The sequence below is a fragment of the Marvinbryantia sp. genome, assembly GCF_047017445.1.
Lineage (GTDB): Bacteria > Bacillota > Clostridia > Lachnospirales > Lachnospiraceae > Marvinbryantia.
Genome location: NZ_JBKXTT010000002.1, coordinates 149939 through 163031, shown reverse-complemented (window position 1 = coordinate 163031; position 13093 = coordinate 149939). Strand labels below are relative to the sequence as shown.

General features: G+C 49.8%; 13 protein-coding genes. 10 read left to right on the top strand and 3 right to left on the bottom strand.

The annotated features are described in order from the left end of the window. Position 1 precedes the first annotated feature (1 nt). On the top strand, positions 2-1936 hold the full coding sequence (locus tag ACLU9Q_RS02740) for an alpha-L-arabinofuranosidase C-terminal domain-containing protein (RefSeq protein ID WP_412624625.1): 1935 nt from the start codon (positions 2-4) through the stop codon (positions 1934-1936). A gap of 20 nt (positions 1937-1956) precedes the next feature. Then, a complete protein-coding gene (locus ACLU9Q_RS02735; protein WP_412624624.1) occupies positions 1957-3771 on the top strand; it encodes a glycoside hydrolase family 2 protein in 1815 nt (604 codons plus the stop codon). Here ACLU9Q_RS02735 and ACLU9Q_RS02730 read toward each other — a convergent pair. Both ACLU9Q_RS02730 and ACLU9Q_RS02725 read right to left on the bottom strand, forming a co-directional pair. Further along, positions 3749-4699: an ArsR/SmtB family transcription factor gene (locus ACLU9Q_RS02730; RefSeq protein WP_412624623.1), complete on the bottom strand. Its 951-nt coding sequence runs from the start codon at positions 4697-4699 to the stop codon at positions 3749-3751. The genes ACLU9Q_RS02735 and ACLU9Q_RS02730 overlap by 23 nt on opposite strands. Positions 4700-4702: 3 nt before the next feature. Beyond that, complete coding sequence (locus ACLU9Q_RS02725) at positions 4703-5470, bottom strand: GNAT family N-acetyltransferase (RefSeq protein ID WP_412624622.1); 768 nt, start codon at positions 5468-5470, stop codon at positions 4703-4705. A 190-nt stretch (positions 5471-5660) separates the two neighbouring features. Here ACLU9Q_RS02725 and ACLU9Q_RS02720 point away from each other — a divergent pair, with 190 nt between their 5' ends. The 4 genes from ACLU9Q_RS02720 to ACLU9Q_RS02705 all read left to right on the top strand — a co-directional run bounded on the left by ACLU9Q_RS02720 (position 5661) and on the right by ACLU9Q_RS02705 (position 8334). Next, positions 5661-5912 carry a kinase to dihydroxyacetone kinase gene (locus ACLU9Q_RS02720; protein WP_302591957.1) on the top strand — a complete coding sequence of 84 codons (252 nt, stop codon included), beginning with the start codon at positions 5661-5663 and terminating at the stop codon, positions 5910-5912. Between the two features lie 216 nt (positions 5913-6128). Then, entirely contained in the window at positions 6129-7109 is a 981-nt protein-coding gene (locus ACLU9Q_RS02715) for a hypothetical protein (RefSeq protein ID WP_412624621.1), read from the top strand. 33 nt (positions 7110-7142) lie between these two features. Continuing rightward, complete coding sequence (locus tag ACLU9Q_RS02710; protein ID WP_296831670.1) at positions 7143-7376, top strand: helix-turn-helix domain-containing protein; 234 nt, start codon at positions 7143-7145, stop codon at positions 7374-7376. Next, positions 7366-8334 carry a hypothetical protein gene (locus tag ACLU9Q_RS02705; RefSeq protein WP_412624620.1) on the top strand — a complete coding sequence of 323 codons (969 nt, stop codon included), beginning with the start codon at positions 7366-7368 and terminating at the stop codon, positions 8332-8334. Before ACLU9Q_RS02710 ends, ACLU9Q_RS02705 begins: the two co-directional genes overlap by 11 nt. An 81-nt stretch (positions 8335-8415) precedes the next feature. Here ACLU9Q_RS02705 and ACLU9Q_RS02700 read toward each other — a convergent pair whose 3' ends face one another. Continuing rightward, entirely contained in the window at positions 8416-9249 is an 834-nt protein-coding gene (locus tag ACLU9Q_RS02700) for a TrmH family RNA methyltransferase (protein ID WP_412624619.1), read from the bottom strand. 160 nt (positions 9250-9409) lie between these two features. On the opposite strand from ACLU9Q_RS02700, the gene ACLU9Q_RS02695 reads away from it, so the two are divergent. From ACLU9Q_RS02695 to asnB, 4 genes are all read left to right on the top strand, one after another. Next, positions 9410-10126 (top strand): AzlC family ABC transporter permease, encoded by a 717-nt coding sequence (locus ACLU9Q_RS02695; RefSeq protein ID WP_302591961.1) that lies wholly within the window; start codon positions 9410-9412, stop codon positions 10124-10126. Further along, on the top strand, positions 10123-10440 hold the full coding sequence (locus tag ACLU9Q_RS02690) for an AzlD domain-containing protein (RefSeq protein WP_302591962.1): 318 nt from the start codon (positions 10123-10125) through the stop codon (positions 10438-10440). Before ACLU9Q_RS02695 ends, ACLU9Q_RS02690 begins: the two co-directional genes overlap by 4 nt. Positions 10441-10654: 214 nt before the next feature. Next, positions 10655-11242, top strand: a complete 588-nt coding sequence (locus ACLU9Q_RS02685) for a 50S ribosomal protein L25 (RefSeq protein WP_302591963.1) — start codon at positions 10655-10657, stop codon at positions 11240-11242. 261 nt (positions 11243-11503) lie between these two features. After that, complete coding sequence (gene asnB / locus ACLU9Q_RS02680; RefSeq protein WP_412624618.1) at positions 11504-13042, top strand: asparagine synthase (glutamine-hydrolyzing); 1539 nt, start codon at positions 11504-11506, stop codon at positions 13040-13042. The last annotated feature ends 51 nt before the right edge of the window (positions 13043-13093 follow it).

Here is a 13093-nt window from a genome sequence, read left to right as displayed (position 1 = left end):
GATGAGAAAAGTGACGATAAAAACAAAAGGTGCGCAAAAGGAAATGAATCCGTTGATCTTCGGACACTTTGTAGAATTTATGCGGGACTGCATTGATGAGGGAATGTGGAGCCAGCTTCTGAAAAACAGGGGCTTTGACAAACGCAAAGACATCCCGGCGGGGGTTGTGGACGGCAATCCAAATGTGGCAGAGGGCTGGGTGCGCACCGGCTGTAAAAATGCTTTTGAGATAACGCTGGATGCAAAGGAGAGCATCGCCCGGGACGGGTACGCGCAGCACATTGTCTGCTACAACGATTACGATGGCTATGTGGGGATCGCACAGGAAAATCTGGTGCTGGAGCAGAAGGAGTATGACGGATATATCTGGCTGAAAGCGCGGGAAGAGACCAGGATACTGCTGCTGATCCGCGACGGGCAGGGCAGGGAGCTTTTTAGCAGGGAATTCTCTGTAGAGACAAACTGGAAAAAGTATTCTTTTGCATTTTGCCCGGATCGCGCCTGCCGGGAGGCAGTGTTTGAGATCCGTCTGCCGGGAGAAGGAGAAATCTGGCTGGACGGGGCGTCACTGATGCCGTCGGACCGCAGGGCCGGTATCTGGAGGGAAGTGTATGAGCATATCGAAGCGCTGAAGCCGCCGGTGATCCGTTATCCGGGAGGCTGCTTTGCGGATTGCTATCATTTTGCGGACGGGATTGGCGCGATTGATGAGAGACCATACCGGAGAAACCGCCACTGGGGCGGGTATACAGACAACAGCTTTGGAACCGATGAATTTCTTGCCCTTTGTGAGAAGCTGGGATGTGAGCCGATGATATGTATTAATTTTGGCAGCGGCACACCGCAGGAGGCGGCAAACTGGGTGGAATACTGTAACGGAAGCGCAGACACCACTTACGGGAAAATGCGGGCACAGAATGGCCATCCGGAGCCGTATCATGTGAAATACTGGGATCTGGGAAATGAGATCTTCGGTGAATGGGAGATCGGGCACAGCAGCTCGGAGGATTACAGCAGGCGCTATATGGAGTTTTACCGGCAGATGAAGGAGAAGGATGACACCATTGTTTTTATGGTCTGCGGAGGGGAGGGCGACTGCCGTTCACAGGACTGGAACCGGATGGTAAAGCAGGTGATCGGGGATCACATGGATGTGCTGTGCCTTCATATGTATGCCTTGAAATCCATGGAAGGAAAAAGATTCAGAAATGAAGATATTTATTACGCGGTAGCGGGAAGCGTGAAAAAATATGAGGAAATTCTGCAGGAGAGCTGGCGTGTGATGAATGACGGAACAGAAAAGCAGAAGCTCCTTGCGGTGACAGAGTATAATTTGGGGACGATTATTGATTCTTACCGGGAGCAGACGCTGGAGGCGGCTATTTTTAATGCGGGGATGCTGAATATGTTTCTGCGTAACGCGGAAAAGCTGCTGCTTTGCAATTATTCAGATCTGGTAAACGGATGGCCCGGAGGCTGCATTGTGAGCCGGGACGGACACGCGTTCGGGACAGCAAGCTATTATGTGCTGAAGCTCTATGCAGAGAGTGATCTTGACACAATTCTGGAGATTGAAACAGATTCTCCGGTCTATGATACAGAGGAACAGATTGGAAATATCGAGCCATTGTCGGCAGTGCCGGTAGTGGACGCTGCGGCGGGCATTAATTCTGCAGGAGAGCAGATTTATTTTGTGGTAAACCGTTCGCTAGAGGAAGAAGCAGAAATCTGTCTTCCGCATATGGACTGTCAGGAGGACGGGAGCTCTCTGGCGGAGGTTACGACCCTGTATGCGCCAAAAACATCAGATATGAATTCATGGGAGGAGCAGAACATTTATCCGCAGGTGACAACGCTGGCGCTGCCTGACAGGAAGGTTTGCCTGAAGCCGCATTCAGTAAACAGGATAAGGATTTTAAAAAAGCAGGAAATGTAAAAAGGCTGGAGGAACAAGCAGTGACAGGAAGAACAGAATATCCCAGACCGCAGTTTGTGAGAGAAACATGGCGGAGTTTAAATGGAGAATGGGAATTTGCATTTGATGATGCAGACCGGGGACTGACAGAAAAATGGTATGCGTCCGGAGGACCGTTTGCGCAGACCATACAGGTGCCCTTTGTCTATCAGTGCGCGCTGAGCGGCATCGGCAGCAGTGAGCCGCACGACATTGTCTGGTATCGGAAAAGTGTGGAGCTGGAAGAACCGGATGCACAGACGGATATCCTGCTGCACTTTGGGGCTGTCGATTATGACACAAAAGTTTATGTGAACGGATGTCTGGCGGGAACGCATACCGGCGGATGTACGCCGTTTTCTGTAAATATCACAAATTACCTGAAAGCGGGGATGCAGGAGATTGTCCTGCGTGTATTTGACCCTCATACAGACGAATTTATTCCGCGCGGAAAACAGTTCTGGAGAGAGAAGCCGGACGCGATCTGGTACACAAACAGTACCGGGATCTGGCAGACAGTATGGCTGGAATGGGTGCCGAAGAAACATATTGAAAATGTGACTTATAAAGTACGCTTTGATGAAGGAAGGGTGGATATCTGCTGCCGGGGCGCCCGGGTTTCTGCACAGGATATGCTGCAATACCGGGTATTTCTGGAAGGCGCCAGGATCGCGGAGGGAAGTACTGCGTGGATCGCAGAAACGGCAGAGGCTTCGGTGGATGTGATCTGTTCGCAGATCTTCCATCTTAATATTCATGACGAGGGAATTTCATGGACGCCGGAGCATCCTGTACTTTTTGATGTGGAGCTGAGTCTCGTGGAAGCGGACGGGAATATCCGGGACAGGGCTGCTTCTTATTTTGGCTTTCGAAAGATACATACAGAGAACGGGATGGTGTATCTGAATAACAAGCCTTATTATCAGAAGCTGGTGCTTGACCAGGGCTACTGGCGCGAAGGGCTTCTGACAGCGCCGGAGGATGCAGCATTTGTCCGCGATATCACGCTGGCGAAGGACATGGGCTTTAACGGCTGTCGTAAGCATCAGAAGGCAGAGGATCCACGGTTTTTGTACTGGGCAGACCGTCTGGGCTTTCTGGTGTGGGGAGAATCGCCTTCACCAGTGATGTACAGCAAAGCAACCGCCGGACAGATGCTCTGCGAGTGGCGTGAAATTGTAGAGCGGGATTACAACCATCCGTGTATCGTTGCCTGGGTTCCGTTAAATGAGAGCTGGGGAGTTCCGCAGATCGAGAGGGACAGATGCCAGCAGCATTTTGCATTGACGATGTATCATTATCTTCACGCGCTGGATGATACCAGGCTGGTGGTGTCTAATGACGGATGGCAGATGACGGAAACGGATATCTGCGCCATACACAACTACCGGCACGGCGGGAAGGATGAACCGGAGATATATGCGCAGTACCGGGAAATGCTTGCGGACCGGGAAGGGCTGATCCGGAATCCTTCTACCTGGCGCAGTATTTACGTGGACGGATATTCGTACAGAGGAGAACCGATCATGCTGACGGAATTTGGCGGTATTGCCTATGACGCGGCCCGCTGCTCCGGATGGGGCTACACCTGCGCGGACACAGAGAAGGAATTTCTGGAGGCATATAGCCGTGTGATTGATGCTGTGTACGCGTCAAAGGCACTGTGGGGCTTCTGTTACACGCAGCTCACTGACGTGGAGCAGGAGATCAATGGATTGCTGACTTATGACAGAAAACCAAAATGTGATGTGAAGAAAATCCGGGAGATTAATGAGCGCCCGCACAGATGCTGCATCACACATAATCCACCTTCATAATAATATCCTGCGCATAGTCTCCGAAAAATTTTCCAAAGAGATTCATTCCGCCGACATGCTCGCTGTCTGCATCTACTTTCAGGGTAAAGGTGAAGCAATAGCCGTTTAAGAGCGCAAGGCTCTCAATGGTCTCGTCGGAAACCTTCTGCCCGTTAATGTAACATCCTGTGTGTGTGATGTGGATAATTTTGAATTCGCCGAACTGTGTGTTGGAATCATTCCACCAGGAGGGATTGTAGATACCGCGCCGTCCGCCGTAGTCTGCCTGTGTGTGCAGAGTGACAATGTGCCTGTGATTTAATTCGAAACAGATGTCGGAGGGCCAGTCGTTGTTAAAACCGGGCGCCTCGGAACAAATTTCGAAGGAAAATTCTATGTGATCTACCTCGCCGGTATGCAGGGCTTCATTGGAAAACTGGTATTCCAGAAAACCGCTTGTGAGCCAGAGCAGAGAGGCGTTGATGTGATCGGTGGAATAAAAGCCGTAAGGGGAATCTTCCTCGTAAAGATACGAATTTGCCGTGGCGATCCCGCAGGGCGGTGTGACCTCACAGTTACAATAATGTCCGATCGGCATATAAATGTAAGCAGGCGGCTTGCGGACAAAACGGTTTTCGTGGGCAAACAGATCAAGAAAAACGCTGGCGGCGGAAATGCCGCACAGCTTTCTTGTGCCGCGGATGCCGGGCTTTGGCAGCACTGTGATAAGCCCGGCATCTTTTAGGGTGTTGATGTGGAGGCTCATCGAGGATATGGGAAGATAGAACTGCTCGGCGAGCTGACTGATCGTCATTGGCTTTCCGACGAGACAGCGCAGGATCTCCAGACGGGTTTCCGAGGAAAGCGCCCGGCAGATCTTAGCGGTATGTTCAATGTCGGAGAGACTGAGCGTCATCTCTTTTTTACTGATTGGATTTTGTTCGGCCATGGCTTAATACCCCCGTATTTCGATTGCTGTGTAAGTGTGACTGAAGCGGTAGCCAAGCTTTTGCGCCAGAGCGGCGGAAGCCGGATTTTGCGCATCCCAGCTTGGATAAAGCTTGCGTTTCCGGCATTCCAGGATCAATTTTGCACCGCACAGGCGGGCAAAGCCCTGGCGGCGGCAGTCTGCCCGGGTGTCAATTTCGATTTCGATGCCTTCCCGGTATCTGGTGTAGGAGGACGCGCCGGAAAGGATCACACCATCCCTATGCAGCACTACACCGAGTCCCAGACGGCGGAATGTCTCATAATCTTTAAACTGCGATATCAGGTCAGCACTCCAGGCTTCGGCACTGCACAGATTGTAAAAGTGTTCATCAATCAGAGCAAGCTCACATTCTGCGGGCAGATCACATACGATCTGCTCTAATTTTTTTGTATCAAATATATGGGGTTGTTTATAAAATGCATAGCGGATGACAGGCGTTGCCTTTGCGCCATAACAGCGCAGCAGCAGATCCTTCCATGCATCATTTTGCGGAACCAGGATTATGAAATCCTGTGTGCACCAGTCTGGTTTACAGGCTGCCAGCTCCGCATCCGGTTCTCCGGCAAAAAAGGCAAAATCGGCAATGATCGCCATAGCTGCCGTTGGATTTTCCGGGGCATTTGCATATAGCTTTCCCATAACTTTCTGCAGGCAGGACCAGATCAGTGTTTCCTCCCAGCCGTCAAACAGGGGAGCGGCGATATCTGCATTTGTGATTTCACACACCATTTTCAATGTCACCTCTGTAATGAGAGAATTCTGATGGATCCAGTATATCACAGAAAACAGGAGATGTCTCCGATAGTTTGAAAAAATATGTGATGTGAAAGGTATTTAAGGAACAATAGCTGTGATTTCAGTGGAAAAACTCCCGCCAATATGATAAAATCAAAACCAGAAAAAATACGGGAGGTAACATATGTTAGAATTTAAGTATGACACACAACTATTGATCGAAGGGGAAAATCTCGACGAGGATGAGATCAGTGATTACATCACCGGACATTTTGAGGGCGACTGCCTGCTGGCAGTGGGCGATGAGGAGCTGATCAAAATCCATTTTCACACCAACAAGCCGTGGGAGGTGCTGGAATATTGTGCGACGCTTGGCGAAATATATGATATTGTCGTGGAGGACATGGACCGGCAGGCGCGCGGGCTGAAGGGATAGTAAAATTGCGGGCAAATCCCATTCGCGAAGCGGATTTTAAATGGATCTGCGAAGGTTACTGCGAACGGAGTGAACAGTAAGGATCTGAGAAATAGAAGTTGAGAAAAATGGCACAAAATTATTGACTAACGATAATTTTGTGCTATACTTTTCTTAGAAGATTATCGTAAAACAATAATTTCTGAACGCGATAACGATTTATCCGGAGGTGACGGCATGAGATATAAGATCTTTTACACTGCACTGGTTTTGGAGGCAATCTTTTGTGTGATATTTGCGCTGCCGCAGATGCAGGTTTCCGGTATGTTTACCACCATTACAGCGTTTCCGTTTGAGCAGATCGGCTGGGGGCTGCGCAGGCTTTCTCTGTCCGGGAGGGCCGGCAATGCAGTGGCTGTTGCGTTCTATCTGCTGCTAAGTCTGCTCCCATGCGTTGTATTTTTTATTCTGAGGAGCAGGAAAATGCTCTGCCGGGCGGACTGGCTTCTGCCTGCTATGAGCGCGCTGCTGTTTTTTGTGAATTATTATATGATCAATCCGGGATTACTGCAGACGGGCGTGGCAGGAAGCGGAAAGTGGATGCTTGGGAGTACCTTCTATGCGGTGCTCTGCGGCTATCTGGCGCTGCGGATGCTGCATATGTATACGTCGGCGGATGTAAGAAAGCTGCAGGCGGCGCTGAAAATTCTGCTGTTGTTTACGATGACAGCATTTGTATTTGCGATATTTGGACAGGGGATCGGGGATCTGCTCTCTGCCGTGGAAGCTGTGAGGAGCGGCAACAGTATGTCGTCGGTGGAAGCGGCGGTATTTGGGACGGCGCAGGAGCTGACACTTACCTACGCGTTTCTGGTATTTCAGTTTGCCGTGAAAGCGATGCCCTACAGTATGGATCTGGTGGCTGTATTTTTCGCGGTAAAAATGCTGGATGCACTGGCGCAGGACCGCTATTCTGATGCGGCGGTCAGCACGGTCGGCAGGCTGGCGGATTTCTGCCGGTCGGCGCTCATGGTGACGATCGCAGCGGAAATACTGTTTCATGTGCTGCAGCTTTTACTGCACCGGTATCTTTACCGGGTAAACATTACCATCCATTTTCCGGTGCTTTCCATCGTCTTTGTGCTGGCAATGCTGCTGGCGGCACGCTATCTGCAGGAGGACCAGCGGATGAAACAGGAGCATGATCTGTTTATATAAAGGAATCCTATGCTTTTCACGGAGAGGTAAGAAATGGGAATCAGAGTTTGTCTTGAAATGGTTTTAAAAGAGCGGGGAATGACGTCGAAGGAGCTTTGCGCCCTGGTGGGTATTACCGAGGCAAATCTTTCCGTGCTGCGCAGCGGAAAAGCAAAGGGCGTCCGCTTTCACACGATAAACCGCATCTGCTACTATCTGCAGTGCGATGTGGGGGATATTTTAAAGTTTGACGGAGAGCTTGGAGAGGAGGAGAAGCATGAGGAGTAGAAACCGGATAATATTTTTGGGGATATTTACGGCGCTGCTTTTGAGCGGCTGTTCGCTGGCAGTTCCCGGTGCGGAAACGGAAGGCGGGGATGACCGGCTGATCGGAGCGCTCATCACGTCGGATCATCTGGATCTCTTTGACATGGATGCGTATCTGCAGGATCATGCATCTTGGCTTGTGAAGGCGAACGAAATCCAGATCAGCAATACTTCCGGATACGAGGGGAGACTCTACGCGGTAATCGATAAAAAGGGCAGCGAGGATACTTACGACTGGGACATTTCCTTTAAAGATGTGGAGGGGATTTCCTTTTTTACGCCGGTTCTGGAGGATAAAGACGGAAACAGGGGCTGGCATTCGGTATACGATACCGGGATTTCCGATGTGGATTTTAATATAACTGTCACAGATGCGGGTGATGAAGTGAGCATGGAGGGTACGATATACATGATCCCGGGACAGTCGGATAAAGGGATTTCCTATTATCTGAACCCGGTGTATCAGACGGCAGAAGGGCAGGTTTACCTGATTGCCGGAGAGGGCTTCAGCACAAGCGGGGAATCGGAAGAGGAAGAGGTACATTTTGCGTCTGCTTTAACCGCGGAGACAAAGACGACGGAAAACGGAAAGAGCCAGACGGCAAAAAGCAGTGTGAAGGTCAGCTTTGCAACAATGCACCGCCCGGTAAAGATCACGCTTTATCAGATGGATGAGGCGCATCAGTGCATAAAGCAGGAAGAATATACTCCGGGCAGGCTGCCGGAAAGTCTGAATATGGAACCGGGGACAGCGTATCTTCTGGCGGAGACAGAAAAAGAAAAGCTATCCGGCGAGCGCTTTTCTGACAGAGCGGTATATGACCGGACTGATGATCAGGAAGATAAGCTGGAGACATGGTATGATTGTGGCAACGGCATCCTGGCGAAGCAGGAAAGCGCGCTTGTGTGGGAACAGTGAGCAGCGCGGGGAGTGCCGCGTCTTTGCGGAAAAGGCGGGATTACAGGTGAAAAAACTGCGCGGGGCGGGCGTGTATAGGGGCTATCCCGGATATTTGCACAGCTCCCAGAACGCGACAGCGCTTGCGGCGGCTACGTTCAGAGAGTCGACGCCGTGCATCATGGGAATGCGGATCGTATAGTCACAGTCTGAAAGCGTGGCGGCGCAGAGCCCGTCTCCCTCGGAGCCAAGTATAATAGCAAGTCTTTCGGTCGCGGCAAGACGCTGGTCTGCAAGGGAAATAGAGTTATCTGTCAATGCCAGAGCTGCCGTCTGAAATCCAAGGTTTTTCAGGAAAGGGATATAGGACGGGGAAGGCTGCTTAGGCTCTGCCGGCAGCCACGTCCAGGGGATCTGGAAAACAGTTCCCATGCTGACGCGGATCGCGCGGCGGTATAAGGGATTGCTGCAGTCCGGTGTGAGAAGAACAGCGTCTATGCCCAGGGCTGCCGCCGAACGAAAAATTGCGCCGACATTGGTGGGATTCATTATATTTTCCAGCACGGCGATGCGGCGGGCGCCAAGGCATACATTCTCTGCTGTGGGCAGCGCCGGACGCCTCATGGCGCACAGCACGCCGCGCGTAAGCGCAAAGCCGGTAAGCTTTGTAAGGATATCAAAATCTGCCGTGTAGACGGGAACATCGCCGCAGCGGGCAAGGATATCGCGCGCTTCTCCTTCAATGTGTTTCCGCTCCAGTAAAACTGACACGGGCGTGCATCCGGCATTCAGCGCACGTTCCACTACCTTGGGGCTTTCTGCGATAAAAAGACCTTTTTCCGGTTCGTGGCGGTTGAGAAGCTGGTTTTCTGTGAGGCGTGCGTAGACGTCGAGCTCCGGGGCGGAAAAATCAGTGATTTCAATAATGTGCGGCATAGCGGACTCCTTTAAATCGGTAATGTTCTTTTGAAAATATTATAGGTGCTTATGTGAAAGGTGTCAAAGAAATTTGTAACCATAATTTTCGATTGCAGTTCCCTGGAAGGAGTGGTACAATAACAAAAGTCTGACTTTAGAGGAAACGGAGGGGCGTTTCATGAAACGCGAGAGCTTTAGAAGAGGCCTGAAGGATGGAGTACCAATTGCACTTGGATATTTCGCGGTGTCGTTTACGTTTGGTATGATGGCGGTGTCCGGGGGCTTAAGCATCTGGCAGGCAGTGTTGATTTCTCTGACGAACCTTACATCTGCCGGGCAGTTTGCCGGTCTGGATATTATACTTGCAGCAGGCTCTTACTGGGAGATGGCGCTGACGCAGCTAATTATTAATCTGCGTTATTGTCTGATGTCCTTCTCGCTTTCGCAGAAGATGGAGACAAAGACGTCTCTGCTGCACAGATGCCTGGTGTCATTTGGAATTACGGATGAAATTTTTGGCGTCAGCGCCAGCCAGGAGGGGAAGGTCAGTCCATATTACAATTACGGAGCAATGTGCGTGGCGATTCCGGGCTGGACGCTTGGCACGCTGGCCGGAGCAATTTCCGGCAATCTGCTGCCGGAATTTATGATGAGCGCACTGAGCGTAGCGATTTATGGAATGTTCCTTGCGATTATTATCCCGCCTGCAAAGACTAATCGTGCAGTGGCCGGGGTGGTACTTGGGGCGATGGCAGTCAGCAGTCTGTTCGCGGCAGCACCCGTATTAAAAAATGTTTCATCCGGTTTTGTGATTATTATCACAACGCTGCTTGTGGCGGGCATTGCCGCATATGTCTGCCCGGTGAAAGAGGAAAAGGAGGAACAGCATTCATGAGTCATAATGTTTATGTGTACATTCTGGTGATGGCAGGCGTGACGTACCTCATCCGTATGCTGCCGATGGCGCTCGTAAAAAAAGAAATAACCAGTCCTTACATAAAGTCGTTTTTGTATTATGTCCCATATGCGTGTCTGGCAGCGATGACTTTTCCGGCAATCCTTTCGGCAACGAACAGCACTGTTTCGGCGGCGATCGGATTTGCTGTGGCATTGATCGCAGCCTACAGGGAGAAAAGTCTGCTCACGGTAGCGCTTCTGGCGTGCGGCGCTGTGTTTATTGCGGAGAGGATTCTTCCGCTTTTTATGTAAAATGGTTTCATGATTTTGGAGAATCTGATACGAACAGATCGGGAGAAATGTTGTGCAATTTTTTAAAAAAGTACACAACATTTCTTTTTATTTTGGTTAATCTTTTTCTGCTATAGGTGTTATACTGTATATGTAACAAAGAGGAGATACTTACAGACCTGCATTATAATATGTGAGCCTGCCAGGCATTCAGTGATTATGGAGGAAAAGATAAATGAATACTTTGAAAGCTGAAAGAAGAAGTTTGGACACAAAGGCAAAAAAACTCAGACGGGAAGGATTTGTTACCGGCAATGTATTTGGCAAAGAACTGAAAGAAACGATACCGGTAAAAATTGAAAAGAAGGATGCAGAACGTCTCTTAAAAACATGCAACAAGGGCAGCCAGATCATGCTGGAAGTAGAGGGCAAAAAGCTGGATGTTCTGATTAAAGAAATCGACTATAATTCGATGAAACGCCAGATTGATGAAATTGATTTCCAGGCGCTGGTAAGCGGAGAGGAAGTACACTCTGTGGCGGAGGTCGTATTGCTGAACCATGATAAGGTGGTAAATGGACTTATCCAGTTAAAGCTGCATGAAATTGCATACAAGGCTGTTCCGGAAGCACTGGTAGATAAAGTGGAGATCAATATGGAGAATATGAAGATCGGAGACAGCGTTCTTGTAAAAGATCTGGAGCTTGCTTCCAATGAAAAGATTCATCTGATGACGGATCCGGAAGCAACTGTGGTTGCGGTAACAGAGATCCACAATAAGGCGGCAGAGGCGGACACAGAGGAAGCAGCGGCTGAGGAATAAAGAAATTTCATATACAGACCGGGATATATCGCGGAACATGAAGGAGCAGGGTTGCAGAGACCCTGCTCTTTTTGGCGTTATGGGAAGTACTGCTTTTACGCTTCAATCATCTGCTGCGATGCGAAGGTTGCTGTGAACAGTAAAGAATGAGAAAAGAGAATGCGGACCTGCGCGGAACAGGTGATTGACCGATGTATTATTTAAAGCTATAATAAGTGCAGAAGAAAAACTATAAATATGTAAACAGGAGAAATCAGACATATGATAAAAGTAAAAGAGTACAGAGGGCATATCCGCAACTGGGAGGTGCTTTGCAGGGAGCTTGGCGTTGATACTGCGCTTTCCAGAGAAGCGCGCGAAACGGAGATACTGGTAAAAGCATATGAGAAATGGGGATGCCGGATGGCGGATCATATGCATGGCATGTTTGCCTTTGCGCTGTGGGATGAGGAAGCGCAGAAGCTTTTCTGCCTGCGTGACCAGTTTGGGACAAAGCCGTTCTATTATTATGAGACGTCGGATGGGAGACTGCTTTATGGAACGACCATCCGCAGGATCATGGAGCAGTCGGGCTTTGTAAAGGAATTAAATGAGGAGATGCTGCAGCTTTACCTCAGCCTCACCTATGTAGCAGGCGAGGATACCTTCTTTAAAGGCGTGAAAAAGCTGATGCCGGGGCGCTATCTGATCTGGCAGGATGGAAAGCTGACGATCGAACGTTATTGGACGCCGCAGTTTTGTCCGGACGAGAGCAGATCTCTGGAGGATTGGGCTGAGGAAATCCATGAAACGATCCGGGAGATTATGCCGGAGGTGAAGTCGGCGGAGGAAACAGCGGAATCATTTTTGTCCGGCGGCGTGGATTCCTCCTATGTGCTTGCAATGTCGGATGCGCAGATGACGGATTCCTGCGGTTATGATGAGGCACGCTTTGATGAATCCGGGCTGGCGCTGGAGACGGCGAAAATTCTTGGAAGGGCGAACAGCCGCTGCCGGATCACACCGGAAGAATACTTTGCAATTGTACCGTATGTGATGTATCACATGGAGCAGCCGCTTGGCGATGCGTCTGCGATCGCGTTTGCGATCGCCTGCCGCGCGACAGCAGAGCACACAAAGCTTTGCTATTCCGGAGAGGGCGCTGACGAGTTTTTCGGCGGCTATAATATGTACCGTAATGCAGAGCGCTATGGAGATAATCTGAAAACCTTCTATGTCGGCAATACCAACATTATGAAGGAGGACGAAAAGAAAAAGATACTCAAGAATTATAATGAAAAGGTATTGCCGATCAATCTGGTAAAAGAGATTTATGAGGAGACGGAAGGGTTAGATCCGCTCACCAAAATGTCTAATGTGGACATCCAGATCTGGCTGGAGGGCGATATTTATCTGAATGTGGATAAGATGAGCACGGCGGCTGGTCTGGAAATCCGTATGCCGCTCACTGACCGCAGGATTTTTGATATTGCATCGAGAATGCCGTCCAGATATAAGGTAAATGAGGAGCAGAATAAAGTAGCGTTCCGCACTGCGGCGGCAAAGGTGCTGCCGGAGGAAATTGCTTTCCGCAAAAAGCTTGGTTTTATCGTGCCGATCCGTATCTGGATGGCGGATGATCGCTATAACCAGGATGTGCGCGCAAAATTTAAGAGCGACATGGCGGCGAAGTTTTTTAATCTGGATGAAATTAACGCGATACTTGAGGACTATATCGGAGGAAATTCGGATAACTGGCGAAAAGTGTGGACGATTTACACCTTCCTGGTGTGGTATGAGGAATATTTTGTGAAACGTTGATTCCGCAGATTTTCATCACCCAGACTGACAGAAGCGGGGAACAATATGTTG